This is a genomic window from Sphingorhabdus sp. EL138 (assembly GCF_900258045.1).
GTDB lineage: Bacteria > Pseudomonadota > Alphaproteobacteria > Sphingomonadales > Sphingomonadaceae > Parasphingorhabdus.
Window position 1 is genome coordinate 347071 of record NZ_OGVD01000001.1, and the last position, 25140, is coordinate 372210.

At 55.0% G+C, this 25140-nt stretch carries 32 protein-coding genes; 20 read left to right on the top strand and 12 right to left on the bottom strand.

What is annotated here, in order from left to right:
* The first annotated feature begins 35 nt into the window (after nucleotides 1-35).
* Together ribB and ribH are read left to right on the top strand one after the other, a co-directional pair.
* Entirely contained in the window at nucleotides 36-1340 is a 1305-nt protein-coding gene (gene ribB, locus DK507_RS01670) for a 3,4-dihydroxy-2-butanone-4-phosphate synthase (RefSeq protein ID WP_109354340.1), read from the top strand.
* Nucleotides 1340-1762: a 6,7-dimethyl-8-ribityllumazine synthase gene (gene ribH, locus DK507_RS01675; protein WP_109354341.1), complete on the top strand. Its 423-nt coding sequence runs from the start codon at nucleotides 1340-1342 to the stop codon at nucleotides 1760-1762. Before ribB ends, ribH begins: the two co-directional genes overlap by 1 nt.
* Nucleotides 1763-1774: 12 nt before the next feature.
* Here ribH and DK507_RS01680 read toward each other — a convergent pair whose 3' ends face one another.
* The gene (locus DK507_RS01680; protein WP_109354343.1) at nucleotides 1775-2212 is read right to left on the bottom strand and encodes an Rrf2 family transcriptional regulator; all 438 of its coding nucleotides are present in this window, start codon (nucleotides 2210-2212) and stop codon (nucleotides 1775-1777) included.
* Between the two features lie 82 nt (nucleotides 2213-2294).
* Here DK507_RS01680 and DK507_RS01685 point away from each other — a divergent pair, with 82 nt between their 5' ends.
* From DK507_RS01685 to DK507_RS01695, 3 genes are read left to right on the top strand one after another with little or no spacing between them, the layout of a single operon-like run.
* Nucleotides 2295-2759 (top strand): group III truncated hemoglobin, encoded by a 465-nt coding sequence (locus DK507_RS01685; protein WP_109354345.1) that lies wholly within the window; start codon nucleotides 2295-2297, stop codon nucleotides 2757-2759.
* On the top strand, nucleotides 2749-3192 hold the full coding sequence (locus DK507_RS01690; protein ID WP_109354347.1) for a hypothetical protein: 444 nt from the start codon (nucleotides 2749-2751) through the stop codon (nucleotides 3190-3192). The genes DK507_RS01685 and DK507_RS01690 overlap by 11 nt, the downstream gene beginning before the upstream one ends.
* 5 nt (nucleotides 3193-3197) lie before the next feature.
* Nucleotides 3198-3494: a DUF1971 domain-containing protein gene (locus tag DK507_RS01695; RefSeq protein WP_109354348.1), complete on the top strand. Its 297-nt coding sequence runs from the start codon at nucleotides 3198-3200 to the stop codon at nucleotides 3492-3494.
* On the opposite strand, the gene DK507_RS01700 is transcribed toward DK507_RS01695, so the two are convergent.
* Nucleotides 3495-4244 (bottom strand): ion transporter, encoded by a 750-nt coding sequence (locus DK507_RS01700; RefSeq protein ID WP_216822312.1) that lies wholly within the window; start codon nucleotides 4242-4244, stop codon nucleotides 3495-3497.
* 178 nt (nucleotides 4245-4422) lie between these two features.
* Here DK507_RS01700 and hppD point away from each other — a divergent pair, with 178 nt between their 5' ends.
* The 3 genes from hppD to DK507_RS01715 all read left to right on the top strand — a co-directional run bounded on the left by hppD (nucleotide 4423) and on the right by DK507_RS01715 (nucleotide 7150).
* Nucleotides 4423-5526 (top strand): 4-hydroxyphenylpyruvate dioxygenase, encoded by a 1104-nt coding sequence (gene hppD / locus DK507_RS01705; protein ID WP_109354349.1) that lies wholly within the window; start codon nucleotides 4423-4425, stop codon nucleotides 5524-5526.
* Nucleotides 5523-6074 carry a VOC family protein gene (locus DK507_RS01710; RefSeq protein WP_109354352.1) on the top strand — a complete coding sequence of 184 codons (552 nt, stop codon included), beginning with the start codon at nucleotides 5523-5525 and terminating at the stop codon, nucleotides 6072-6074. Before hppD ends, DK507_RS01710 begins: the two co-directional genes overlap by 4 nt.
* Nucleotides 6075-6139: 65 nt before the next feature.
* Nucleotides 6140-7150, top strand: a complete 1011-nt coding sequence (locus DK507_RS01715; protein WP_109354353.1) for a fumarylacetoacetate hydrolase family protein — start codon at nucleotides 6140-6142, stop codon at nucleotides 7148-7150.
* 267 nt (nucleotides 7151-7417) lie between these two features.
* Here the strand turns inward: DK507_RS01715 and DK507_RS01720 are convergent, their stop codons facing one another.
* Nucleotides 7418-7876 (bottom strand): Lrp/AsnC family transcriptional regulator, encoded by a 459-nt coding sequence (locus tag DK507_RS01720; RefSeq protein WP_174209008.1) that lies wholly within the window; start codon nucleotides 7874-7876, stop codon nucleotides 7418-7420.
* A 154-nt stretch (nucleotides 7877-8030) separates the two neighbouring features.
* On the opposite strand from DK507_RS01720, the gene DK507_RS01725 reads away from it, so the two are divergent.
* On the top strand, nucleotides 8031-8987 hold the full coding sequence (locus DK507_RS01725; RefSeq protein ID WP_367889542.1) for a bile acid:sodium symporter family protein: 957 nt from the start codon (nucleotides 8031-8033) through the stop codon (nucleotides 8985-8987).
* A 119-nt stretch (nucleotides 8988-9106) separates the two neighbouring features.
* Complete coding sequence (locus DK507_RS01730; protein WP_162558840.1) at nucleotides 9107-9703, top strand: hypothetical protein; 597 nt, start codon at nucleotides 9107-9109, stop codon at nucleotides 9701-9703.
* Between the two features lie 197 nt (nucleotides 9704-9900).
* On the opposite strand, the gene dgcA is transcribed toward DK507_RS01730, so the two are convergent.
* The 3 genes from dgcA to DK507_RS17915 all read right to left on the bottom strand — a co-directional run bounded on the left by dgcA (nucleotide 9901) and on the right by DK507_RS17915 (nucleotide 12495).
* Complete coding sequence (gene dgcA, locus DK507_RS01735) at nucleotides 9901-10884, bottom strand: N-acetyl-D-Glu racemase DgcA (RefSeq protein WP_109354357.1); 984 nt, start codon at nucleotides 10882-10884, stop codon at nucleotides 9901-9903.
* Nucleotides 10885-10952: 68 nt separating this feature from the next.
* Nucleotides 10953-12347 carry a putative O-glycosylation ligase, exosortase A system-associated gene (locus tag DK507_RS01740; protein WP_109354358.1) on the bottom strand — a complete coding sequence of 465 codons (1395 nt, stop codon included), beginning with the start codon at nucleotides 12345-12347 and terminating at the stop codon, nucleotides 10953-10955.
* Nucleotides 12340-12495 carry a hypothetical protein gene (locus DK507_RS17915; RefSeq protein WP_174209009.1) on the bottom strand — a complete coding sequence of 52 codons (156 nt, stop codon included), beginning with the start codon at nucleotides 12493-12495 and terminating at the stop codon, nucleotides 12340-12342. Before DK507_RS17915 ends, DK507_RS01740 begins: the two co-directional genes overlap by 8 nt.
* A 121-nt stretch (nucleotides 12496-12616) precedes the next feature.
* Here DK507_RS17915 and DK507_RS01745 point away from each other — a divergent pair, with 121 nt between their 5' ends.
* On the top strand, nucleotides 12617-13849 hold the full coding sequence (locus DK507_RS01745) for a TIGR04063 family PEP-CTERM/XrtA system glycosyltransferase (RefSeq protein WP_109354359.1): 1233 nt from the start codon (nucleotides 12617-12619) through the stop codon (nucleotides 13847-13849).
* A gap of 16 nt (nucleotides 13850-13865) precedes the next feature.
* Nucleotides 13866-14888, top strand: a complete 1023-nt coding sequence (locus DK507_RS01750; protein ID WP_162558841.1) for a hypothetical protein — start codon at nucleotides 13866-13868, stop codon at nucleotides 14886-14888.
* Between the two features lie 21 nt (nucleotides 14889-14909).
* Here DK507_RS01750 and DK507_RS01755 read toward each other — a convergent pair whose 3' ends face one another.
* Both DK507_RS01755 and DK507_RS01760 read right to left on the bottom strand, forming a co-directional pair.
* Nucleotides 14910-15281 carry a hypothetical protein gene (locus DK507_RS01755; protein ID WP_109354361.1) on the bottom strand — a complete coding sequence of 124 codons (372 nt, stop codon included), beginning with the start codon at nucleotides 15279-15281 and terminating at the stop codon, nucleotides 14910-14912.
* Complete coding sequence (locus tag DK507_RS01760) at nucleotides 15271-15459, bottom strand: hypothetical protein (protein WP_109354362.1); 189 nt, start codon at nucleotides 15457-15459, stop codon at nucleotides 15271-15273. Before DK507_RS01760 ends, DK507_RS01755 begins: the two co-directional genes overlap by 11 nt.
* 153 nt (nucleotides 15460-15612) lie before the next feature.
* On the opposite strand from DK507_RS01760, the gene DK507_RS01765 reads away from it, so the two are divergent.
* Nucleotides 15613-16296, top strand: coding sequence for a LexA family transcriptional regulator (locus DK507_RS01765; RefSeq protein WP_109354363.1), 684 nt, complete (start codon nucleotides 15613-15615; stop codon nucleotides 16294-16296).
* 85 nt (nucleotides 16297-16381) lie between these two features.
* Entirely contained in the window at nucleotides 16382-17359 is a 978-nt protein-coding gene (locus tag DK507_RS01770; protein WP_109354364.1) for an MBL fold metallo-hydrolase, read from the top strand.
* A 125-nt stretch (nucleotides 17360-17484) separates the two neighbouring features.
* Here DK507_RS01770 and DK507_RS01775 read toward each other — a convergent pair whose 3' ends face one another.
* Complete coding sequence (locus tag DK507_RS01775; RefSeq protein ID WP_162558842.1) at nucleotides 17485-17952, bottom strand: pyridoxamine 5'-phosphate oxidase family protein; 468 nt, start codon at nucleotides 17950-17952, stop codon at nucleotides 17485-17487.
* Between the two features lie 214 nt (nucleotides 17953-18166).
* On the opposite strand from DK507_RS01775, the gene DK507_RS18185 reads away from it, so the two are divergent.
* Together DK507_RS18185 and DK507_RS01785 are read left to right on the top strand one after the other, a co-directional pair.
* Nucleotides 18167-18574, top strand: a complete 408-nt coding sequence (locus DK507_RS18185) for a GFA family protein (RefSeq protein WP_109354368.1) — start codon at nucleotides 18167-18169, stop codon at nucleotides 18572-18574.
* Between the two features lie 194 nt (nucleotides 18575-18768).
* Nucleotides 18769-19431: an MBL fold metallo-hydrolase gene (locus DK507_RS01785; RefSeq protein WP_109354369.1), complete on the top strand. Its 663-nt coding sequence runs from the start codon at nucleotides 18769-18771 to the stop codon at nucleotides 19429-19431.
* Between the two features lie 18 nt (nucleotides 19432-19449).
* Here the strand turns inward: DK507_RS01785 and DK507_RS01790 are convergent, their stop codons facing one another.
* Nucleotides 19450-19830, bottom strand: coding sequence for a DUF1304 domain-containing protein (locus DK507_RS01790; RefSeq protein ID WP_109354370.1), 381 nt, complete (start codon nucleotides 19828-19830; stop codon nucleotides 19450-19452).
* A gap of 198 nt (nucleotides 19831-20028) precedes the next feature.
* On the opposite strand from DK507_RS01790, the gene DK507_RS01795 reads away from it, so the two are divergent.
* Entirely contained in the window at nucleotides 20029-20361 is a 333-nt protein-coding gene (locus DK507_RS01795) for a cupin domain-containing protein (RefSeq protein ID WP_109354371.1), read from the top strand.
* A 29-nt stretch (nucleotides 20362-20390) separates the two neighbouring features.
* On the opposite strand, the gene DK507_RS01800 is transcribed toward DK507_RS01795, so the two are convergent.
* Together DK507_RS01800 and hisC are read right to left on the bottom strand one after the other, a co-directional pair.
* Nucleotides 20391-21299 (bottom strand): prephenate/arogenate dehydrogenase family protein, encoded by a 909-nt coding sequence (locus tag DK507_RS01800; protein WP_109354372.1) that lies wholly within the window; start codon nucleotides 21297-21299, stop codon nucleotides 20391-20393.
* Nucleotides 21299-22396 carry a histidinol-phosphate transaminase gene (hisC, locus tag DK507_RS01805; RefSeq protein ID WP_109354373.1) on the bottom strand — a complete coding sequence of 366 codons (1098 nt, stop codon included), beginning with the start codon at nucleotides 22394-22396 and terminating at the stop codon, nucleotides 21299-21301. Before hisC ends, DK507_RS01800 begins: the two co-directional genes overlap by 1 nt.
* Nucleotides 22397-22507: 111 nt before the next feature.
* Between hisC and DK507_RS01810 the strand changes: the two genes are divergently transcribed.
* From DK507_RS01810 to DK507_RS01820, 3 genes are read left to right on the top strand one after another with little or no spacing between them, the layout of a single operon-like run.
* Nucleotides 22508-23632, top strand: coding sequence for a homoserine O-acetyltransferase (locus DK507_RS01810; RefSeq protein ID WP_109354374.1), 1125 nt, complete (start codon nucleotides 22508-22510; stop codon nucleotides 23630-23632).
* Nucleotides 23629-24219 carry a methionine biosynthesis protein MetW gene (gene metW, locus DK507_RS01815; RefSeq protein ID WP_109354375.1) on the top strand — a complete coding sequence of 197 codons (591 nt, stop codon included), beginning with the start codon at nucleotides 23629-23631 and terminating at the stop codon, nucleotides 24217-24219. The genes DK507_RS01810 and metW overlap by 4 nt, the downstream gene beginning before the upstream one ends.
* Before the next feature lie 32 nt (nucleotides 24220-24251).
* Nucleotides 24252-25085, top strand: a complete 834-nt coding sequence (locus DK507_RS01820; protein ID WP_109354377.1) for an enoyl-CoA hydratase/isomerase family protein — start codon at nucleotides 24252-24254, stop codon at nucleotides 25083-25085.
* The last annotated feature ends 55 nt before the right edge of the window (nucleotides 25086-25140 follow it).

Sequence of the window (25140 nt, forward strand, 5' to 3'; positions counted from 1 at the left end):
ACCAACGTGACATAGATAACAGACAGGCGGCTTCCATGAGCAAGATATTGATAGAACAACTGATTGAATTGATCGATTCCGGCAAGGAAACGCGCGCTGGCTTGGCCCGCGCTGCCGGCCTTCACGCCAACAGCCTGCGGCGGCTGGGTGAGGCGGACTGGAATCCGACGGCCGAGACTTTGGGCAAGCTGGAGAAATATCTCGCGAGCGGCGGCAACAGCGTGATGGCAACGGCGGAAGAAATTATCAACGAGGCGCGCAACGGACGCATGTATATCCTGGTTGATGATGAAGACCGGGAGAATGAGGGCGATCTTATCATTCCGGCGCAAATGGCGACACCGGACGCGATCAACTTCATGGCCAAATATGGCCGCGGGCTTATCTGTCTGGCGATGGCCAGGGACCGGGTTGAGGAACTGGGTCTCGATATGATGAGCCAGAATAACCGGACCGCGCACGAGACGGCCTTCACCATCTCGATTGAAGCGCGTGATGGTGTGACGACCGGTATTTCCGCCGCAGACCGCGCCCGCACGGTGGCCGTGGCGATTGATGGCACCAAGGACAAGAGTGAAATTGTGACACCCGGCCATGTCTTCCCCTTGCAGGCCCGCAATGGCGGTGTGCTGGTGCGCGCCGGCCATACCGAGGCAGCGGTCGATGTGTCGCGGCTCGCCGGGCTCAATCCATCCGGTGTGATCTGCGAGATCATGAAGGATGATGGGGAGATGGCACGGCTTGATGACCTCATCGAATTTGCCCAGCATCACGGGATGAAAATCGGTACGATCCGCGACCTGATCGCTTATCGACTGCGCCATGATCATCTTGCGCAGAAGCGGGCCGAAGCGACATTTGAAAGCCGCTGGGGCGGGGAGTGGAAGGCGATTACCTTTTTCAACACCGCAACGGAGTCGGAACAGATCGTATTGCAAAAAGGCCATGTCGATCCCGACAATCCGACATTGGTTCGCATGCATGCCACGGCGATTTTTAGCGACGTATTTGGCAAAACCGGTGCACATAGCGGCACGCTGGCCGAATCCATGAAGATTATCGGTGAAGCCGGTTCCGGTATCATCGTATTCATCAGCCCGCGGATACCCGATTTCTATTCCCGTCAAGTCGCACGGCTGAAGGGCGAGAAACCGGCGGATATGGATCAGCTGCGCGACTATGGCGTCGGTGCACAGATCCTGACCGAGCTGGGCGTCAGTGATATGGAATTGCTGTCCAATACCAGCCATGACCTGGTCGGGCTGGACGCTTATGGTCTGCGCATTGTCGGCCAGCGGGCGATACCCACAGCCGAAACGAAAGAACTGGAGACAGCATAATGGCCAAATTTCTGATCGTCGAAGCACGTTTTTACGACCATTTGAATGACATGTTGCTGGATGGCGCCAAAGCCGCTCTGGAAGCAGTTGGCCATGAGCATGAGATGCTGACCGTCCCAGGTGCGCTGGAAGTACCCGGCGCCATCTCCCTTGCGATCGATAGCGGAGAATATGATGGCTATGTTGCCCTCGGCGTGGTTCTACGCGGGGAAACCTATCATTTCGAAATCGTCTCCAACGAAAGCGCGCGCGGCATTATGGCGCTGACACTGGACGGCGCCGCTATTGGCAACGGGATTATCACCGTCGAGAATGAGGCACAGGCCCTCGCCCGCGCGGACAAGGGACAGAAAGACAAAGGCGGGGAAGCAGCAAAAGCGGCTATTGCCATGTATGAACTGGGGCAGCGATTTGCTGGTTGAGGTCCTATAGGATCAGGCCAAAGCGACCTCGAATATATCCGCAAATCTGTTCCTCTTGCCCATCGCATCGGACAAGGTGAACTGATCAAGATGGCCTAGAAACGCCTCTACGGCATCGGCCAGCATATGGGAAAGGCCGCATACCGGCGTTACGATACAGTTGTTCGTTGAGCCGGGGCTGCATTCGACAAACTGGCTGACCTCTTCAAGCGCGCGAACGACCGCGCCGATGTTAATCTCTGCGGGATCACGGGCCAGGGTCAGTCCCCCGCCGCGCCCACGCTGGCTGATGATAAAGCCTTCACTGGCCAGGCGCTGCGCGACTTTCATCAAATGGTTTTTTGAAATGCCGTAGGCGGAGGCAATATCGTCAATCGTCTGGCTGCCCTCCTTTGATGCCAGAAACATCAATGTCCGCAACGCATAGTCGGTCTGTGTGGTCAATCTCATTAAACATGCATATTATATATTGCTTTTAAATTCAAGACCGATATAAAAGGCATATTATATACCTCTTTAAACGAGTCGCCTGATGCCACACGCTCACACTATTGCTGCCAGAGAAGAAAAAGCCGCCCATGCAGAAGCCCTCGGGATTACCGAAGAGCGGATTTCCGATCTGGTAGAAGGTTTCTATGAAAGGATCCGCAGCGATGCTTTGCTGGGGCCGATATTCAATGAGAAGATCACCAACTGGCCGCCTCATCTTGCGCGTATGAAAGACTTCTGGACGTCGATCGCGATTGAATCGGGCAGGTTTCATGGGAATCCAATGATAAAGCATCTGGCGATCCCGGATATCGAACGCTCCCATTTCAATCACTGGCTTGCTCTGTTTGACCAGGCATTACCTGAGGTGATGCCAAACGCCGCTGCCTGCCAATTTCTGTCCGAACGTGCGGCTCGAATTGCAGACAGCCTGATGACCGGCATTTCCATCCACCGCGATGGCTTACCCAAAATATCTCAGAAAAAGGAGATTAACGATGTTGCTTGATGAGAATAATATGGCCGTCCACAGCGACAACTTCCATTTCGAGCCAGCAAGGTCTGAAGCGGCAGCACAAGTCGCGCGGGTTCAACCGGAGACACGCACTTTCGGTATTCCCGCCATTATCTGGGGCAGCATGGCCGCAAGCTATGCACTATTCTTTCTTGGTCTGGTTGCGGGTACCGGTCATGACGGACGCGCCCTGTTCATGATCGCTATCAGCATCCTGTATGCTGTCATGTATTTCGGTACTGCCTTTGCTCTGAACAGTTTGAGCGGGTCAGGTCAAAACGAAAAGAGCCAGTGGATCAAAGGCAGGTTTGACACGTTTACCGGCCGGATGAGCTTTGGCGCGGTTTATGGACAGATGCTGATCGTGCCGATGATGTTCGCGCTGTTTGGCGTTGGTATCGCTATCATCCGCTCGGCGGTGATGTAACCGAAATGGCGGAACCGGCACCCTATCGCTCAACACCTGTCTTCGATGAAACCAGCTTGCCGCAGGCCCTACAAGCTGCCCACAACACGAAAGCTGGTACCTGGGGTGTGCTGGAGATAATCAGCGGGAGCCTTCATTATGTGATTGAAGAAAGCCAGGAAACGCGGCTGATGACAACGGGTGATCGACAATTGATCGAGCCGGAACAACTGCATCATGTCACCCTGGTTGGGCCGATGCAGATGCAGGTGCATTTCTATCGCAAGAAGCCGGATATTGGCTCCAGCATCAAAGAAGGTTGATCAATTCGTCTTGTCACTTCGCATTGCCGCCACTTCCTGACGCAATCCGCGTATTTCGTCGAGGATGATGTCCCGCTGCGCGCTTTGTTCTTCGTCCGCTTCCTCATGCATGGCGTTGACGATGATCGCGATGAACAGGTTGAGCACGACAAAGGATGTCACCAGAACAAAGGGCACGAAAAACGCCCAGGCCCATGGATAGACTTCCATGATCGGGCGCACGATGCCCATCGACCAGCTTTCCAGAGTCATGATCTGGAACAGCGAATAAAGCGACGCGCCGACCGAACCGAACCATTGCGGGAAGGAGCCGCCAAACAGTTTCGTTGCCATCACCGCAGCGACATAGAAAATCAAGCTCAGCAAAAGGATTACCGATCCCATGGATGGAATCGCCGAAAGCAGGCCCTGCACCACTTGCCGCATCTTGGGCATCGCAGAGACCAGACGAAAAGCCCGGACAATACGTAGCGCACGAAGGATCGCAAAGTTCCCGCCCAGCGGCAGCAGCGCGGCCGAGACGATGACAAAGTCGAAATTATTCCAGCCGCTGCGGAAAAACTGCAAGCGGTAAACCAGCAGCTTCAGAAGAATTTCGACTACAAAAATGGTAATCGCGATCTGGTCCAGAGCAATCAGAACCGGGCCGAACGATGCCATCATTCCGGCCGATGTTTCCAGCCCGATAACAATCGCATTGATGACAATCACCGCCATGATCGCATTTTGAAACAGGGATGATTCGATCAAGCTTTTGATCTTCTGGATCACTAGGCGTACCTTTTTTGACTTTGAATTCTGCCATTTGGCGATTTACCATCGTCGGATCAAGTCACGATTGACCGCTTTGTCGCTCTTGCCTTCTGTGGTCGGCTCCGCTATAGTTTCATTTGTAACTATATTGCTCTACTCTGTAAGGAATGCATCCATGGCTGATCTTTTTGAAAACCCGGCTGGCCTTGATGGCTTTGAATTTGTGGAATTTTGTGCGCCGGAAAAAGGCGTGCTCGAACCTGTTTTCGAAGTCATGGGCTTTACCCGCATTGCGCAGCATCGTTCCAAGGATGTGCATTTGTGGCGGCAGGGACAGATCAACCTGATCATCAATTATGAACCGAAATCGGCGGCCTGGTATTTCGCCCGCGAACATGGCCCGTCAGCCTGCGGTATGGCCTTCCGGGTCAAGGATGCACGAAAAGCTTACGCGCATCTGCTGGAAAAAGGCGCGGAACCCGTGGCAGTCGAAACCGGCCCGATGGAACTGCATATCCCGGCCATTCGCGGTATTGGCGGAGCGATTCTCTATCTGGTCGATCGCTATGCCGATGAAGAACGGGGCGATGCGCTGTCCATCTATGATATCGACTTTGAATATCTGCCCGGTGTTGACCGCAATCCGGTCGGCGCAGGGTTCGACATTATCGACCACCTGACCCATAATGTTTATGGCGGCCGGATGGCCTATTGGGCGGATTATTACGAGACCCTGTTCAACTTCCGCGAGATTCGTTTCTTTGACATCAAGGGCGAATATACCGGCCTGACGTCCAAGGCGCTGACCGCTCCCGATGGCAAAATCCGCATCCCGCTCAATGAAGAAGGCGAAGGCGGCAAGGGTCAGATCGAGGAATTTCTGCGTGAATTTAACGGCGAAGGCATTCAGCATATCGCCCTTATCTGTGACGATTTGGTCGCCTGTTGGGACCGGCTCAAGACACTCGGCGTGCCGTTCATGACGGCTCCGCCCAATACCTATTACGAGATGCTCGATGAGCGCTTGCCCGGCCATGGTGAAGATGCCAGCGCGCTGCAAAGTCGCGGGATATTGCTCGATGGCACCACGGAAGGTGGCCAGCCGCGGCTTCTGCTGCAGATATTTGCCGAGCCGCAAATAGGCCCGGTCTTCTTCGAGTTTATTCAGCGCAAAGGCGATGACGGTTTTGGCGAAGGCAACTTCAAGGCGCTGTTCGAAAGCATCGAGCGCGATCAGGTTGCGCGCGGCGTGCTTAATGTGGAAGAACCCGCAGAATGACCTCTGCACCCAATCTTTCCGGCATTCATCATGTCGCCTATCGCTGCAAGGATGCGAAGGAAACCACCGAATTTTACCAACGCGTCATGGGTATGGATTTTGACCTGGCCTTTGCGGAAAACGAAGTGCCGTCGACCGGTGAATATGATCCTTATATGCATATTTTCCTCGATGCCGGCGGCGGCAATATACTGGCCTTTTTCGAACTTCCCGAACAGCCGGAAATGGGCAAGGATCCCAATACGCCGACATGGGTGCAACATATTGCGTTCAAGGTGAACACGCTTGAGGAACTGCTGGCTGCCAAGGCCAATGCCGAGGCCGAGGGGCTAGAAGTTCTGGGTCCCACCCATCACGGCATTTTCAAGTCCATCTATTTCTTTGACCCCAATGGTCACCGTTTGGAAATCGCCTGTGATATCGGAACCGACGAGGAGATGAAGGAACTGCGCCGCGTCGCGCCCGAAATGCTCGAAGAATGGAACCGCACCAAAAAGGCACCGCAACATGCCGCATGGCTGCATGAGAAGGCCCGCGACGAACATTAAACGCGTATGTTGATTGTTGCCGCGTTCCGGCGCACTATCCGTTTTCAACAAAAGATGGGAACTCTATGAAACTCGCGACGCTGAAAAATGACACACGCGACGGCCGACTGGTCGTCGTCTCGAAAGATCTGACCCGTTGCTGCGAAGCGAATAATATAGCCCCGACCCTGCAAGCTGCCCTCGACAATTGGGAAGACTGCGCACCGAAGCTGGAAGCCCTCTACCGGGATGTCGAGCATCAGGTTGTCCCATGCGAACGCTTCCATGAAAATGACGCCCATTCGCCATTGCCGCGCGCCTATCAATGGGCCGACGGCAGCGCCTATATCAACCATGTCGAACTGGTTCGCAAAGCGCGCGGTGCCGAAGTGCCGGAAAGTTTTTACAGTGATCCGCTCATGTATCAGGGCGGCTCCGACGCGTTTCTTGGCCCCCGTGAGGATATCCCGCTGGGCGATCCGAAATGGGGCTGCGACATGGAAGGCGAGGTTGCGGTGATCACCGACGACGTCCCGATGGGCGTTGGTGCGGAAGCGGCCGCGGGTCACATCAAACTGGTCATGCTATGCAACGACGTATCCTTGCGCGGCCTGATTCCCGGAGAACTCGCCAAGGGCTTCGGTTTTTTCCAGTCCAAGCCGCCGAGCGCTTTCTCACCGGTCTGCGTGACACCCGATGAACTGGGTGATGCATGGAGAGGATCGGTGATCCACCTGCCGCTACAGGTCGACTATAACCGCGAGCCCTTTGGCCGTGCCAATGCCGGCGTGGATGCGACCTTCAGTCTGGCGGACCTCGTCGCCCATGCGGCAAAAACACGGCCGCTATGTGCAGGAACGATTATCGGTTCGGGCACGGTGTCCAATCAGGATGCCGATGGTGGCGCCGGCAAGCCAGTGTCCGAAGGCGGTCTCGGCTATAGTTGCATCGCCGAGATCCGGATGATCGAAACCATTGCCGATGGCGAAGCGAAAACGCCTTTCATGAGCGCTGGTGATACGGTGAAAATCCAGATGCTGGATGAGGATGGGCACTCGGTTTTTGGGGCTATCCGGCAGGAAGTGGTCGAGGTTTAACGGGGAAGGATTCTTTTTTTGACCTCAAGCGCCGGGCGGGCACATCCGTGCCCTTGGCTACGCGCCAATAAGGCGCGGCGGACGCCATCCATTATTGGCGCCCTTGCCTCGCTTCGCTCGGACGATGCTCTTTAGGCAGGCGCCAGATAGATGACCGCTAGTTTGTCACCAGTCCGACGCATAGCGTCGGCAAGCGCGACCGCGCGCCCGAGCTTATGCGAGGAAAGCCAAGCGGGCGGATGCCCGCGCCCGGCGCTTGAGGTCAAATTATAAAGGCACCGCCGTCTCGTATTTAATCCGCTCCATGGCAAAGCTCGCTGACACGTCGGACAAGGGTACCGCCTTGATCAGCTTCTTGTACACCCGGTCATAGTCCGCCATATCGCGCACGAGCAGTTTCAGCAGATAATCCACCTCTCCGGCCATGCGGTAAAACTCGACCACCTCATCAATCGAAGATGCGGCAGCGGCAAATTTCTCCAGCCATTTGTCGCTATGATCATTGGTGCGCACCGCAACAAAGGCGGTCATGCCAAGGCCAACTGCCTCCGGTTCCACGATCGCCACCCGCCGTGCAATAATGCCGTCCGCTTCCAGCCGTTTGACCCGCCGCCAGCAGGCGTTGGTCGACAGGCTAAGCTGCGCCGCCAGATTTTCCAGCGACAAGCTCGCATCCTGCTGCAAAGCTTTCAGGATATTTCGATCGTTGTCATCAATATTTTTCATGATATCATCCATAAACAGAATATTATCACATGAACTCTTCATTCCAAGTGAATTGTGAAAAATGGAAATGACCTGTCGGTTGATATTCTTTTGACCTGATGACGATGGATTTGAATAGCTGGATATTTGAAACGAACTTGCGCTAAGCAGGTCATTGACGACTGCAACTCGCGTCAACAAAGCTGGAGATCAAATGGCTACTTTCTATATCGAGCACGAATATTGGTTCGCCGTATTTCAGCTGGTACTTGCGATGCTGGGCATGGGCGCGACGCTTACGCTTCGGGATTTTAAAGAGATACTGTTCGAACCAAAAGCCGTAACAAGCGGTTCATTGATACAGCTGCTGTTAGTGCCGGCCGTGGCCTTTATGTTTATTCACGCTTTTGGCATCGCAGGCGGAGTTGCATTCGGGATTGCCTTGATCGCCGCTATTCCGGGTGGCACGACCTCCAATATCTTTACGCACTTTGCCCGGGGTAATGTGGCATTGTCGATCACCATCACGGCATTAACCACCATAGCCTGTCTGGTAACGACACCACTGATCCTCGAATTTCTTATCGCTCAATATATGCCCGATGACTTTATTATGCCGCGCGGGCAGATCATGACGGAAATCGCGTTAAACCTTTTGCTGCCGCTGGCGGCGGGCATGGTTTATTTGCGTCTGTTCCCGCGTTCTGCAGCAAGATTCTCCAAATGGTGTGTGCGGGGCTCTCTATTGGGAATAATATTGATCATCATTGGCTCCTCCATGTCCGGACGGCTGGATGTCAACATGTTTGGCGTGAACAATATGCTGACGATCATATTGCTGATTTTGGTGCTGGCAGTGTCAAGTTGGCTTGTGTGTCGAACGTTGCGTTTATCCTCCATCGATTCCACGGCGATTGATATGGAAGTGGTTGTCCGCAACATTAATCTGGGGATCATGCTCAAGGCATCGCTGTTCCCGGCGGTAGTGGGCGAACCTGATCCGGTTGGCGATATGGTGCTGTTCTCGCTGTTATTTTACGGGGTAGTACAGATGATCATTGCGGTGGGGCTGATCAGTTGGGGCCGCCATAAAAACCGGGCAATAATTCTCGGCCATAATGCCGCGGTATAACGATCCAGTCCCGAAGTCCTCTTTCGGAATTTGGGCGCCCTCCCCGTCCAGATAGTTCTTTCCTACAATATTCCATATAGGTTATATTTTTTGGAGGAAAAAACCAAATGGAGCATGATATGACCGATTCCTCCCTTCTTCCCGACGAAAATTCTCTGCCGGAACCCTCATTAAGACCCCAGCATAATGGCTGGACCAAGGCCAAGATGCGCCGTTTTCTCGAGGCGCTCGCGGCGTCCGGGTCGGTGACTGCGGCGGCGGAGTCCGTCTATATGTCACGGGACAGTGCTTACAAGCTACGTGCGCGGCTCGCGGGGACGCCGTTTGATCTGGCGTGGGAGGCGGCGCTGGAAAATGCCATTCGGCAGGTGACCCATGAAGCGATTGACCGCGCGATTAACGGCGTGGCGCAGCCGATATTCTGGAAGGGTGAACAGATTGGCGAAAAACGCGTGTTCAACGAAAATCTGACCAGGTTCATCATGTGCAATCCCTCCCGCATCGGACGCAATCCGGTGGCGCGGGAATTTGCCCTGACCAAATGGGATAGCATTTTGGATCGTGTGGAACATGGTCCGCTCGACTGGAAGGATAGCGAGCGCGAAGACGATCCCGAAAGCGCAGCAATGGCCCGGGACTATATGAAGGAAAGCAGCGAATATGCCGCAAGCTGGATGTGGGAACTGAATCCCGATATCCCGCGTACAATGCGTTGATTTTATTTTTAGCGATCCTGTGTCGAAACTGTATAAACTGGCCGGAGCCAAAACGACCCGAAAAGACGTTACCCTGTCATATTTCATCGCCCCGGACACTGCTGGATGAGAGTGCTCCGCACTTGATGCGGAGCGGGGGAGGATTGTCACGCCCACTTACTCCTTGCTCCGCATCAAGTGCGGAGCACCGCGCCTCTTCACGTGCGGATCATCACCTTTCCGCCAGCAAATTGCATGGCGTCCGGCCGGTCCTGCGCCAGAAGAAGCGGTCCGTCGAGGTCCGCCCACCGCGCCCGTTGGGCCAGCGCAAAGGCCGGACGGATCGCCAATGATGTGGACAGCATGCACCCGACCATCAGCTCCAGCCCCGCCTGCTCGGCCGCATCGGCAATACCTATGGACTCGGTCAACCCGCCGGCCTTGTCGAGCTTGATATTCACGGCTTGATAATAAGGCGCGAGAGCCGGGATATCGGCACTGGTGTGGCAGCTTTCATCCGCGCACAGCGGGATCGGAGAGCGAATACCGGCAAGCAGATCGTCGCGCCCCGCGCTCACCGGCTGCTCGATCAGCTCGACGCCCCACTGGGCCAGCGTGGTGGCTTCGGCAGCAATGTCGAGATCGTTCCAGCTTTCGTTGGCATCGACAATCAGGCGGGCCTCTGGCGCGCCGCGATGGACGGCGGCGACCCGCTCATGGTCATCGCTGCCCGACAGCTTGAGTTTGAGCAGGCTGTGGGTATCGGCAGCGGCGCGGGCGTCGGCCTCCATCTGCGCCGGATCGCCGAGCGAGATGGTGAAGGCAGTGACAAGCGGCCCGGGTTCCGGCAAACAGGCATGGCGCCACAGCGGCTGGTCATGTTGCCGGCATTCCAGGTCCCACAAAGCGCAGTCCAGCGCATTGCGGGCGGCACCTCTTGGCATGTGATCAAGCAGGGTGAGCCGGTCAAACTTGGAATAGGCGCTGGCGAAACCTTCTATGGCAGCGAGGCAGCCTTCGGCCGTCTCGCCCTCATAATAGATCGGGGTAGCCTCGCCGACGCCCTGATGCGTCCCGTCGCTGACCGTACAGATGACGACATCAACATGGGTCTTGGCTCCTCGGCTGATGACGAAAGACCCGTTGACTGGCCAGCGTTCGGTACTGGCGGAGACAGAAAGGGGAGCGGCGGGCAATGTCATATGATGATCGTAGCGGACAGGGCGCGCCTGTCATCTGCTTTGTGGTGGTGGATAAGATCCGCTAGGGATCAGGATACAGCTTGCGACCAGTTGCCGGCCGGAACACGCTTCGCGATCGGGTTCCATTTCGCTTCCTGAGAACGGCGAGTAAGATAGGTATCGAGACCGATTTGCAGGGCGACCAGCATATAAACGAACGGCTGGAACGCGACCCCGACGAACAGCGAGCCGACCATGTAGATTATATGGGCATTTTCCAGCGCGATGGCGAGCGGGGCAACCCACATCTCACTTTCCTTGGTCGTCTTGCGATAGCGCCTTCGCAGCACCTCCATGCGCCAGATACCGCCAAGGTGGATGAACAGCCACAGGGCGAGGCCGGGATAGCCTTGCTCACCGAGCATTTCGAAATAGCTGCTGTGGAAGGCGCGGGCTTCATCGACCACTTCAATCGGGCCCTGATCCTCCAGCTCGTAGTCATACTCCTGTTCCGGCTCGTCGGCTTTTTTGTCGGGCGCCAGTTCGTAACGCAGCTTGTTAAGCCGGTAGACGTTAAACCCGCCGCCCATCGGATTGGCATTTGCATATTCAATCGTCCACTCCCAAACTGCGATCCGGGTGGAGGCGGATTCATCGGCCTTGTAGTTCTGGATCGTGCCCATGCGCTCCGAAAAGCTTTGCGGCAGGAAAGGGATCGCCATCAAACCGACGGTCACCGCCAGCCCGGCGTAGAGGAACCGGTATTTGACGAAGCGCAGCTGCAACACCGCCAGCACGGCGATGCATACCAGTCCGGTACGCGCCTGTGTGCCCACGGGGATCAGCAGCGCCGCAAAGATCAGCGCCATGGTGAAATATTTGACCCGCCAGTCGGGGGGAAAGATCGTGCCATGTCTGGAAAGCCAGAGCATTAGTGGGATAATCGCAATCGCCACCATCGAAATAATCGAGCCTTCGTAAAGCCCGGCATTATCATCAATCAACAATACCAGCGCACCATAGCCGCCACCTGAGCCCAGTGTCTTGATGCCGCCGGTGATGATCAAGGTCGCGGCGCACAGGACCATGAACAGGGTCAGCGCTTCGATACGCAGCTTGGTTCTAAGCGTGAGCGGCAGGAAGATGGCGAAGACCAGGGCCTTCCAGACCCAGTCCCATTTTTCCATCGCATCTTCCGGCAAAGCGCCCTGAAAACTGGTATAACCGCAATAGATAAGCAGAATGACCATCGCGCCCTGCCGCACCGAAAAGCGGACGTCTTTCTTGTCATCAGCCACCATGAACCCGAGAAACGCCATGCCGAACACGATCAGCGAAAGCGGCACGGAATTGAGCAGAAAATAGCTCAGCCGCTGGGGTGCGACAATGTCGATATAGGCATAGACCAAAGTGAAGATGAACGGCCGCTTGAACGCCAGAAAGAGCAGGGCGAGCAGATAGGCGACAAAGACCAGATCACGCATCGGGCTGGTTCCGTGTTGTATGAAAGCCTTCAGGTTCGGCATCGGGCTCCGGCGGGTCTTCAGAATCGAGATCGGGGCGATGAATTAGCCGCCATACCGCAATCAGCAGCAATCCGTGCGTCAGTGCGATGGAAAAGTTGTCGATCATATCGGTTCAGGCGGCCCCGGCTTGTAAATCCACTGGTGCATCAGATTCATGCATATTCAGGCACGCGATACAAGTTTTGGGTTGACGGGACGTTAATCCTTTTCAGGCAGGACCAGCGGCAATGACACGCATCTTGCACATCTTGGACCACAGCCTACCCCTGCATAGCGGATATTGCTTTCGCACAAGGGCGATCATGAAGGCGCAGATCGCCAGCGGCCTGCAAGTCGCCGGCGTGACCGGCGTGCGCCAGGACCAGCACGGGTTTGAGGCGAAAACACCTCTAGAACAAGCCGACGGGCTGGATTTCTTCCGCACTCTGACGGATGTGCAAGGTCCATCTCCGGTGCGTGAGTGGCGCGAGATATCGGTCTTTTCCGACCGGATTTCTCAGGTGGTTCAGGAGTGGCGGCCGGATGTCCTGCATGCCCACAGTCCGGCGCTAAATGGATTGGCCGCTTTGCGGGTGGCCCAAAAGACCGGGCTGCCGTTGCTCTATGAGATCAGAGCATTCTGGGAAGATGCCGCGGTCGGTAACGGGACGGGCCGTGAGGCTAGTCCGCGCTATTGGCTGACGCGGCAGCTTGAAAACCATGTCGTAAATGGTGCCGATGCCGTGGCGGTGATTTGTGAGGGCCTGAAATCAGATCTGGTCGCGCGCGGTGTTGCCAAAGAGAAAATAACCGTTTCGCCTAATGGCGTCGATATGGCCCTGTTCGGCAAACCGCCCACTCCGGACGAAGAATTGCGCAGCAAATTGGGGCTGAAGGGCAAATCCGTGCTGGGCTTTATTGGCAGCTTTTATGATTATGAGGGGCTGGATGACCTTGTTGCCGCCATGCCGTCACTCAAAAAACTGTCTCCAGATGCACACTTGTTGCTGGTCGGTGGTGGTCCCATGGAACAGGCGCTCAAAGAGCAGGTAGAGGCTTCATCCGCAAGTTCCGCGATCACCTTTACCGGACGGGTGCCGCATGAAGATGTGGAGCGTTATTACGGCCTGATGGATGTCATGGTCTATCCGCGCAAATCGATGCGGCTGACCGAACTGGTAACACCGCTCAAACCCTTGGAAGCCATGGCGCAGGGACGGATGGTTGCAGCATCGGACATTGGCGGCCATCGCGAGTTGATTGAGGATGGCGTCACCGGGACCCTGTTTCCGGCCGGTTCACCGGAAAAAATCGCCCAAAAACTGGACAAATTGCTGAAAAATCGTGCCCTCTGGCCACAAACCATTGAGACAGCACGAAAATTTGTTGAGGCAGATCGTAACTGGTCGTCAAACATTTTGCGTTACAAACCTGTTTACCAAAGGTTGATCGCGCATAAATCCTATGAGCGGGCGGCCTGAGATGGCGGAGAACAGCGTGGAAGACACAGATCAGAAACTGGCACGGTTCAAAGAGCCGGTAATGGCGATTGCAGCAGGCGTTGGTGCCGCGCTGGTCGTTGTCACGCTGCCGCACGTCTATCTGGAAAGCGCTATCGGTGCGACCGGACTTTCCGAAATCCTTCCGGCAGCAGCACCGCCGCTAGGCAATACCGCACGCGGGCTGATCGCCGTCATGGCAGGTCTGGTCTCCGCATCAGCCATATATTTCTTTCTAAATCGCAAAGGGAGCTCTGACATGGGCGTTGCACTTCGAGAACAAATTAATGCCGCCAGTCCGATTGAACTGGACCTGGAAGAAGAGGCGAATGCCAAGAAGGGCCGGTTCAGCCTGCCGAAATTCGACGCAAAATCGCTGACCAAGTTTCTGAAAAAGCCGAAGAAGAACAAGGCCAGAGTGATGGACCTTGCCGATTTGCCGCAATTGCGGAAAGTCGATAGCGAGGCCGATGCGCCAGAACGCCCTCCGATATTTGCCGAAGCCGAGGCACCATCGCCCCTGCCAGAAGCGATCCAGCCTTTTGAAGAAGTCGAGCCAGCCGCACCGGTTCTCGCTGATATTCCATTTTCTCCGACCGAGGCCATTGCCGAAAACACGCCAGCAGTTGCGGAAGAAACAGCGGTGGAGCAGCCCGTGGTGGCTCCGGTAGCAATTGCGCAGACTCCGGCAGAAGATTTGTCGGATTTGAATATTGCCGAGCTGACTGATCGCCTTGAGTCCGGGCTACGCCGCCTCAAGCAGTTGGAGGCCGCAACTTTTGCGGCGACCCCCGCGCCAGCTGAAACCGTCATGACGTCATCTCAAATGACGTCAACACAACCGGCAGTTGAAACGCAGCCAGCCGCCGGCCCGATCAGTGAAGCGCCCGTAATGGCATCACCACCGCTCTCTGAGGTAGAGAAATCACCGCAAGACATGGCGGCCGTCCGTCAAGCGGATATGGACGCTGCGTTGAAAGCGGCTTTGGGTACGCTGGAGAAGATGACTGCGCAGCGCTAAGCCGTCTTAAGCTGTCTGGCGCTAGACCGGCCGGTCATAGCTTACGACATGGTCTTTGATCGTCAGTATTTCGAGCGCAAGATGATCCGGCGGCGGCATATAGGGAATATTCGCCACCAAATCGGCGACAAAATGGCCGGGTAAGTCAAAGTTATGTTCCTGGAGCTGGGTGGCAAATGAGTAGAGAAATTCGGAATCATCGGAAACAGAGCCGGTGATACTGATACTGTGCCGTGTTCCGGAAAAGGTAATGCTGGCCCATGGGCTTTCACGTATGATCTTCACCCTGTAGTCGGAACCGATCCGGGATTGGATTTGGTCAACCAGCAGCGTCCCGATATCGCTACGTTGTTTGATAAGCAATTTCCTCGATCCATTTGACTCATGCAGCATGGTCATTTCTCCAATTGTTCATGAAATGTTCCGCACGCCGCGAAATTTTTTCACCGGGTTGACGACCATTGCGTAGGTCCTCCACAAAGCGGGGATCGCGGACCGACAGACGGCCGAATTTGGTCCAGGGCATATCGGTTTCCCGCATGAATTTTTCGATTTCGCGTAACAAATGCATTGCTTCTCTCCGGTTGGAACTGGCTGCCCCATCCTGCTCATCAGCGCCGCCGACTCGATCGAGGATAGGTAAAATCCTATTTGAAATGTAATCTCCTACATGTCTAGGATATTTCCTATTGCCATTTTCGGCCAAAACGGATAAGCCCCGGTGATGGCTCAAGCAAAACCCATATCCAGTGGCGATCCACGTGCTAATCTGGAGCAGTTGATCCGGCAAAATGGCGATGATTTTTCGTCGTTGTCACGGATGCTGGGTAAGAACCCGGCCTACATCCAGCAATATATAAAGCGCGGTACGCCGCGCAAACTGGACGAGGATGACCGCCGGAAACTGGCGGAGTTTTATGCCGTCGACGAGCAATATCTGGGCGCAACCGCTGCTGCTTCCAAAAACAACTTCAGTCCGCTGAAAAATGACACGGCTAATATGGTGCGAATCCGACAACTCCAACTGGGCGCATCTGCCGGTCCCGGATCGCTGGCGGATGATGAAGCGCCGCAAGATAGCATGGCCTTTGGCGCAAAATGGCTGAAACAGCTCGGCAGCGCCCCGGACAAATTATCGCTTATCTCGGTGGACGGCGATTCCATGGACCCGACTTTGTGCGACGGCGACGATATCATGGTCGACCACAGCGCCGCTGAACGACCGTTACGAGACGGAATCTATGTCCTGCGCATGGATGACGTATTGCTGGTAAAGCGGCTTGCCCTGCGCCCCTCCGGAAAATTGTCGATCCGTAGCGACAATGATCGCTATCCTGACTGGGATGATGTGGAACCACAAGAGGTGAATATCATCGGCCGGGTTGTTTGGACCGGGCGGCGGTTGTGAGGGCTGGCCAAAGGCGGGTTGATCCTGAAAGCGGACATTGACGTCGCGATCAGAATAAGTGATCCACAGCTCCAAGGGGACTGTGATGGCAAAGAAAATCGGAATCGCGTTAGTTATAGTCGTATTGCTGCTTGTTGTCGGCATCTGGCAACGCCACCGGATTCTGGTTCCACTCGCCACATCGGGTGAGCGGATATTGCCATCTGAAGAAGCCAGTCTTCCGGCCAATGGCAAATCCGTTGGCCAGGATGCCTATTTTTATGTCGTGCAACTGGATGAACGCACTTTTGCCGTTGCCGAACCCTATTCCTGGCCAAAGAACGTCAACTATCTCATCGCCGGAACGAACCGTGCGTTGTTGCTGGATGCAGGCGTGGGTTTTTATGACATCCGGCCGATAGTGGAGCAACTCACTGACTTGCCGGTAACCTTCATTCCTTCACATCTTCACTATGACCATACCGGACAAGGCAATTACGAGCGCATCGCGCTTGTCGACCTCCCCCATTTGCGGGAACGTGCAACAGGAGGCATGTTCAAACCCAGCTGGGGCGAACATTTGGGCGTTGCGGAAGGGCTGGAACCAACCGCTTGGAAAATTGACGAATGGGTCCAACCGGGATCGGAAATCGATCTTGGAGACCGCCAGCTGACCCTGATATATACACCTGGCCATACCGACAATTCGATATCCCTATTGGATAACGCTAATAACATGATGTTTACCGGTGATTTTATGTCAGCTGGTAATATTTCCGCTTATTATCCCGGCGCCAGCATGGGAGATTATCTGCAATCCGCGCAGAAAATCATCCGGGCCACAGCCGACAATCCCGATATCGCCTTGCGCGGTGCCCATGCGGGAGACGATGGCCAGTTACCCGTAAAGTCTCGCGCAGATATCGAAATCCTCCGCGATCAACTGGTCAGGATCAAAAATGGAGAACTGGACGGTACAGGCTTCTATCCCCGGATTTACGCCATCAAGGAAGATGTCGTCATGCAGGCCGAACCGCGCTGGCTGCAGAACTGGTCAGCAACTTATCCAAATGATGAAGAGTAAGGGGTGATCGGCCCACGGGTAGTGGGTCCTTTCAATAGTCCGCTTTATCCCGAAAGCGGACACTGGCGATCTGGTTCATTGCTCCGACTTTGGATCAACAATACGCCTAAAGCTTAGCCAAACCGCTATTTTGCAGGATGGTCAGACTCCGAGCCATCATAGTACCGCTTCCACTGAAGCCGTACTTCTATGTCTGATGCGCCATCATCATATACCGGCGACAAGAGAGGACTGACCACGTCGACGGCCATAACGATGACAGAGCGAATCTTAGATTGAGCCCCTTGCTTGCGAAGAAATGCAAGAAAATGCTCATAATCCTCCCCGGATGAATGAACTTCACATTTGCCCTTGAATCGAAACCCTTTGCGTGTGTTCCGATCAACAACGTTCAATTCTGCAATTGGCTGGGTATGTAAATTCTCGATTGTACCGGGCGACCTAACTTCCCCTATTACAATCCGTTGATCGTCATAGATAAAGGTAAGCCCCTTCGGCGAAAGATTTGGCGATCCATCCGCACACACTGTGGCGAGAAACCCAAGCCGCTGGTTAGCCACAAACACTCTCATCTCGTTCGATAGCTTTGCCATAGTTTGAGCCAATACCATTAAGTCGGCAGAAACGCACGTAGCTAAAGACCGCAATACCCCGAAAGTGGACACTCCTGACCGAACAGCTCTAGCTGTCTCCACCGAACTGCGTATGACCCAAAAACTGTGATATGGCCATTCAGGATGGGATAAGTGGAACAACCGAAAGTCGAGCCGAACACAAGATCATTCAAAAGACCAACAGGAGTAGAAAATGAAGGTTGATGGACATTGCCATTGTGGAAAGATCATCTACGAGGCCAATGTGGATCCAACATCCGTTCAGATTTGCCATTGCCAAGATTGCCAAACCCTAACCGGTTCTGCTTTCCGGGTTGCGATACCGGCGACGCCGGAAAACTTTCGTCTCTTGCAGGGCGATCCGAGAGTTTATCTCAAAGTGGCTGACAGTGGGTCACGGCGCGGTCATGCGTTTTGTGGAGACTGCGGTGCTCCAGTGTTTCGACTGCCAACCGATAATAATCCAAACTATGCACTGCGAGTTGGCGGCCTTGATCAACGGGACGAGCTTGAACCTCCTGCAAGGCAAATCTGGACTAAACGACGACTATCTTGGGTCACGGCGATTGGAAATATTCCGGAAGTATCATCTCAAATATAAAGATCCTGTGTGGATCGCCACTAAAGATCAAACCCGGCCTTTCGAAAAGCCCAGTTACAATGTCCGCTTTTGCGCCCTTAGCAAACATACCGGTTTTTGGCGCACGATACGATAGCTTCAAACAAACACGAATTCAAAACGGAGGAATCATTCAAACCTTGCAACTTGTCGGCCGCACCGCCAAATAGCTTTTCATGACAGACGCTCCCTTAAAGGCTGTGATCATTCCGGTCACGCCGCTCCAACAAAATTGCACGCTCCTTTGGTGCACCAAGACCAACAAAGCGGCGCTCAGCGATCCGGGCGGTGATCTGTCGCGGCTGAAAGCCGCAGTGGCCGAGCATGGTGTTGATCTGGAAAAGATCATCATCACCCATGGTCATCTCGACCATTGCGGACAGGCTGGGATGCTCGCGGAGGAATTGGGCCTGCCGATTGAAGGCCCGCACAAGGACGATCTTTTCTGGATTGAGCAGCTGGATGGCGACGGCGCGCGGTACGGGATGGAAGCCAAAAGCTTTGAGCCTGATCGCTGGCTGAATGATGGTGATCAGGTGACCGTGGGCGATTTGGTGCTCGATGTCATCCATTGCCCGGGCCATACGCCGGGTCATGTGATATTTTACCACCAACCCTCGAAACTGGCGGTGGTCGGTGATGTTCTGTTTCAAGGCTCGATTGGCCGTACCGATTTCCCTCGCGGCAATCATCAGGACTTGATCAACGCGATTACCCAGAAGTTATGGCCGCTGGGCGATGACGTCACCTTCATCCCCGGCCATGGTCCGACCAGCCAATTTGGCTATGAGAGGAAAACCAACGCCTTTGTAGCGGATGATGTTTTGGCGGCGCGTTAGACGGACCCTCGAGGACCGTCATTCAGACGCCTTTCGATAGCGCAAATATACAAAGAACAATGCAATGACAGCCGGGACGGTCTGCACAAATATTATTCTCTGCGACACTGTCACCCCGCCAAAAATGCCTGCTACGGTCACAAATAACAAGAAGCATGTTGCGACCTTGAATCGCCACTGCTCATCCTTGATCAACAGCGACCATAGAAGCCCGGTGGCCAAAAACGCATTATATAACCCTTGATTGGCAGCCATCGCTTTGGTCGGCTCGAACAGGTCAGGAGGTAGTACGGAAAATATTTGCGGTCCCCGTGTCACCCATGCGAACATTTCAAACCATGCAATGTAAAGATGAAGCGCAGCGATCAGGGCAATTAATATCGTCGCAATTCTGTGCATCTCATCGCCCTCCTATTCAACAGCTCGTATACAGGCCTTGATGGTCTATATTCAATGGCCAATAGATTGAAGCCGCAACAAGACGCCGCCGGGTTTCAAAATTTGCTTTAGGGATGAATCAAATATCGGGTCTGTGCTATAACCATCGCCGTGGACCGCCATCCGTTGATGGTCATATCTCCGAAAGAGAGAAGCAAGATGCAGAAATCTAATATAGTCCAAGAGCTTGACGCGCTGACGGAATATTGGTCGCAAAAGGTCCTGACCGAGGCCAATTGCCAGCAATTCAAGGTTGCCAAGGGTATCGGCGCGACCAACTGGCACAAACATGATGACCAGGATGAACTTTTCATCATTTTCAGCGGCGAAATGACCATCGGTCTGCGCAGCGGTGATGTAACATTGAAGGAAGGCGATATGTTCACGGTTCCCAAGGGCGTGGAACATCGGCCGGTGGCAGAAAAAGAAGCAAAATTCCTGGTCGTGGGCCTGAACATCACCTCGAATAAAGAGGGCGGGAAACCGAACTAATTGTCCCCTGCTCCGCAGAATCGTTTCCGCTATTCGTGGCTCCGGCCGAAATCCGGTGCTGCATCATCCTGACCCTCTTCGATAATCCGGCGGCGGATGGCGCGGGTCTTGGTGAACAGGTCGAACAGCTCGTCACCCTTGTCCCAGCGGATAGCGCGCTGCAAGGCGGTGAGGTCTTCTGAAAAGCGCTGCAGCATCTCAAGAACCGCATCCTTGTTCGACATGAACACGTCGCGCCACATGGTGGGGTCGGAGGCCGCGATACGGGTAAAGTCGCGAAACCCGCCAGCGGAATATTTGATCACTTCGCTGCGCGTCACATCCTCAAGATCAGAAGCCGTACCGACAATCGTATAGGCGATAAGATGCGGCAAATGGCTGGTGACCGCGAGTACCAGATCATGATGCTTGGCGTCCATAATCTCGATATTTGCGCCCAATTTCTCCCAAAAAGCGCGCACGCGTTCAATATCGCCTTCCTGCGCATCATCGGGCGGGGTCAATATGCACCAGCGGTCGTGGAACAGGGTCGCGAAACCGGCATCCGGTCCGCTATGTTCGGTGCCGGCAACGGGGTGAGCGGGAATGATCCGCGCTCCCGGTAAAGCGGCTTGCAAAGAGGCGATAACATTGCCCTTGGACGATCCGACGTCGCTGATCACGGCATCTTTAGGTAGATCTTCCGCCATGTCCGCAGCGATTGACGCCATGGCACCAACTGGCACACAGAGCAACACCAGGTCGGCATCGATGACAGCTGCGCCAGCACTATCGGCGACATCATCGCAAAAGCCCAGCTCCTGCACCCGGGCACGAACTGCGGCGTCGGCATCATAGCCCGTTATGCGAGCGGTCGGCATGCTGGCTTTCACAGCATGGGCTATGGAAGAGCCAATCAGGCCAAGTCCGATAATCGTGATGTGCGCGAAAGGCAGCATCAGTCGGCGGCGTCCAATATAGCGCGCAAGGCATCCATGAAACCGAGATTTTCTTCCTCTGTACCAATGGTGATCCGCAGCGCATGTCCCAAACCTTGGGCTGGCAGTCTCCGGGCCACATAGCCGGCCTCGACCAGTTTCCGGTCTGCCGTTTCCGCGGTCACCGCCCCGTCAAAAATTACCAGGATGAAATTTGCAGCGGATGGAATGGCGCGCAGGCCGTGATTGGACAGGGCTGCTATCTCTCCGGTCATCCATTCACGCCATCTGGCATTATGCTCGCGGCTGTGGGTGACAAATTGCTGGTCCGCCAGAGCCGCGATCGCCGCGGCCTGCCCGGCACTCGTGACATTAAACGGCCCGCGGATCCGGTTAAGTGTATCGATAAGATGAGGCTGTCCGTAGGCCCAGCCAATGCGCTCTGCAGCAAGTCCGTAGATTTTGGAAAAAGTCCGTGTAATCAGAACATTGCCATGTCGTCGCGCCAGGTCGAAACTGCCGGCACCGTCATTGTCCAGATATTCGCCATAAGCCTGATCGAGCACCAGCACGACGTCTTGCGGCAGACCAGCATGCAGGCGTTCAATCTCACTGTCGGACGTAATCGTACCTGTTGGGTTGTTGGGATTCGCCAGATAGACAACGCGCGTTTTTGGCGTCACCAACGCCAGCAGCCCGTCCACGTCCGTGCCATAGTCATCGTCAGGGGCCATCACAACTTCTGCGCCAACCTTGCGTGTGGCAATCTCGTAGACCATGAAACCGTAATTGACGTGGATAATCTCGTCACCAACACCGGCATAGCCAGCCGCGACCAGATTCAACAGCTCATCGGACCCCGTTCCGCAGACGATCTGGTCCGCTTCCAAGCCATAGGTATCCGCCAAAGCAGCACGCAGCGCATGGCTGGCCGGGTCGGGATAGCGTGCGACGTGGCCTGCCTGCGCCGCAAGCGCGCTGCTGGCATCTGTGCTACAGCCGAGCGGATTTTCATTGGCGGACAGCTTGACGAGCACGCGCCCGTCATCGGCTTTCGCCTTGCCGGGCGTATAGGCGTGAATCGCCGAGATATAAGATTTTGGCTCTGGTTTGATCATGGCCCGGCCTTACCCGCGCTATCCGGAACGATCAACAACAGTATTCATCTCCGCCGAGCTAAGCGCCTATAAACGCTTGCTAGTCTGTGCCTGCCTGATAATGCTACGCCGATGAGTGAAGATGCGCGTTTTGGGCTCGACAAAAAGGTCCGCTTGCTGGGACCGTTGCCTTTGGATAGCGGCGGCGAATTGGCGCCTGTGGATCTCGCCTATGAAACCTATGGCGATTTGAACGCTGACGCCAGCAACGCAGTGCTGATCTGTCATGCGCTAACTATGGACCAATATGTTGCATCCAAGCACCCGCTGACAGGCAAGGGCGGTTGGTGGACGGACTTGGTTGGTCCTGGCAAACCGGTTGATACCGACCGGCATTTTGTCATCTGCGCCAATGTGATTGGCAGTTGCATGGGTTCATCTGGCCCGGCAACCATCAATCCGGCCACCGAAAAACCCTGGGGCATGGATTTTCCGGTGCTCACGATCGCCGATATGGTGCGGGCTCAGGCCTTGTTGCTCGATCATCTTGGCATTGAGCGACTTCATGCCGTCATCGGTGGGTCGATGGGCGGAATGCAGGCGATCAACTGGACCACGCTTTATCCCGATAGGGTCAAATCTGCTGTGATTGTTGCGTCTGCCGCACGCCACAGTGCACAAAATATCGCCTTTCACGAAGTCGGGCGACAAGCGATCATGGCCGATCCGCGCTGGCGTGGCGGCGCTTATTATGCCGACGATGATCCGCCGAGCAGCGGCCTCGCCGTGGCACGTATGGCCGCGCATATCACCTATTTGTCGGAAGAAGGCCTGACCGAAAAATTTGGCCGACGCTTGCAGGACCGTGATAGCAAGACTTTCGGCTTTGATGCCGATTTTCAGGTGGAAAGCTATTTGCGGCATCAGGGCATCAGCTTTGTCGATCGTTTTGACGCCAACAGCTATCTCTATATCACCCGGGCGATGGACTATTTCGACCTGGCCGAGGCCCATGGCGGCACGTTGGCCAACGCGTTCAAGGGATCCAAAACGCGTTTTTGCCTGATCAGCTTTGATACCGACTGGCTCTATCCGACCAGTGAATCGCGAACCATCGTCCATGCGCTGAATGCGGCAGGCGCAGCCGCCAGTTTTGTCGAACTGTCCAGCGCCTTTGGGCATGACAGTTTCTTGTTGGCAAGCCCCGAGATGAACCGAATTGTCGACGGGTTTTTGAAGGCGGGGGAAAGTCTATGAACAAACTCCGCCCCGATTTACAGATTATTGCTGACAACGTGCGTCCCAATGCACGTGTGCTCGACATCGGCTGCGGCGATGGTGCATTGATGGCGGCCCTGCGCGATCAAAAACAGGTCGATGCCCGGGGGCTTGAAATTGACCCGGCCAATGTTGCGAGCGCAGTCAGCAAAGGCCTATCGGTCGTGCAGGGCGATGCCGATACCGATCTATCCGCCTATCCCGATGCCAGTTTCGACTATGCGATCCTCAGCCAGACGTTGCAGACCACCCACCGGCCAGATCAGATAGTCGATGAACTGCTGCGCATCGGCAAACAGGCTTTTGTCAGCTTCCCTAATTTCGCTCATTGGCGGGTGCGTATGTCACTGCTGATCGGCGGCCGGATGCCGGTCACACGATTGCTGCCGCAAACGTGGTATGATACGCCAAATATTCACCACGTAACGATCGACGATTTCCGCGCGTTGGTACGCGACGGGGAATTGAAACAAGAGGGCCAATGGTTCCTGAGTGGCGACAAGCAAACCGGGCGCGGTCTGGCCAATCTGCTTGCAGAACATGCGGTATTTCTATTGCGCCGCTAATCTATCGCGATTTCATGGGGGGGGGGACGTAAATGGCTTATGATTACGAACTATTGTCAGTCACCAAAACTGGACGGCTGGGCGAAGTCATCATCTCCAATCCACCCATTAACCTGATCACGCAGCAGCTTTTCGAAGAATGGATGGTGCTTGCCGAGGAGCTCGAGGCCGATTCCGATCTTACCGTCATTCTCTTCAAAAGTGCCGATCCTGATTTTTTCATGGCGCATTTCGACGTCGAACTGATCCTGTCCTTTCCGGTCGACAGACCTGCGGAACGCAGCACCGATCCCAATCCCTTCCACGTCATGTGCCAGCGCTTTCGCTCGATGGACAAGGTCACCATTGCACAGGTGGAAGGACGCGTGGGCGGAGGCGGCAACGAGATTATATCGAACATGGACATTCGCTTTGGCGTACGGGGGAAAACGATCATCAATCAGATGGAGGTCCCGCTGGGCATCTTGCCGGGTGGTACGGGTACCCAAAACCTTGCAAATATCATCGGTCATGGCCGGGCGATGGAAGTCATTTTGGGCGGGGAAGATCTGGATGCCGAAACAGCGGAACGCTGGGGCTATCTGAATCGAACTTATGCGGCAGAGGACATTGATGGCAAAGTTCGCGCATTGGCACAGCGTATCGCCGGCTTTCCGATCGAAGCGGTCAGGTTTGCCAAGCAATCGATCAACAATGCCGCCGGTCCCTCGGACAAGGGCCTTGCCGAAGAATCATTCCTCTTCCAGCAACTCATCCGTACACCGGACGCGCGATCAAAGATGCAGCAATTCCTGGATATTGGCGGTCAAACGAGAGACGGCGAGCTGCAGCTTGATAGCTTGGTGAATCAGTTGAAAAACGCGTGATTCACTCATCGAAACCCTGTTAGATGTTGAGACGATCACGACAAACGTAGGAGCG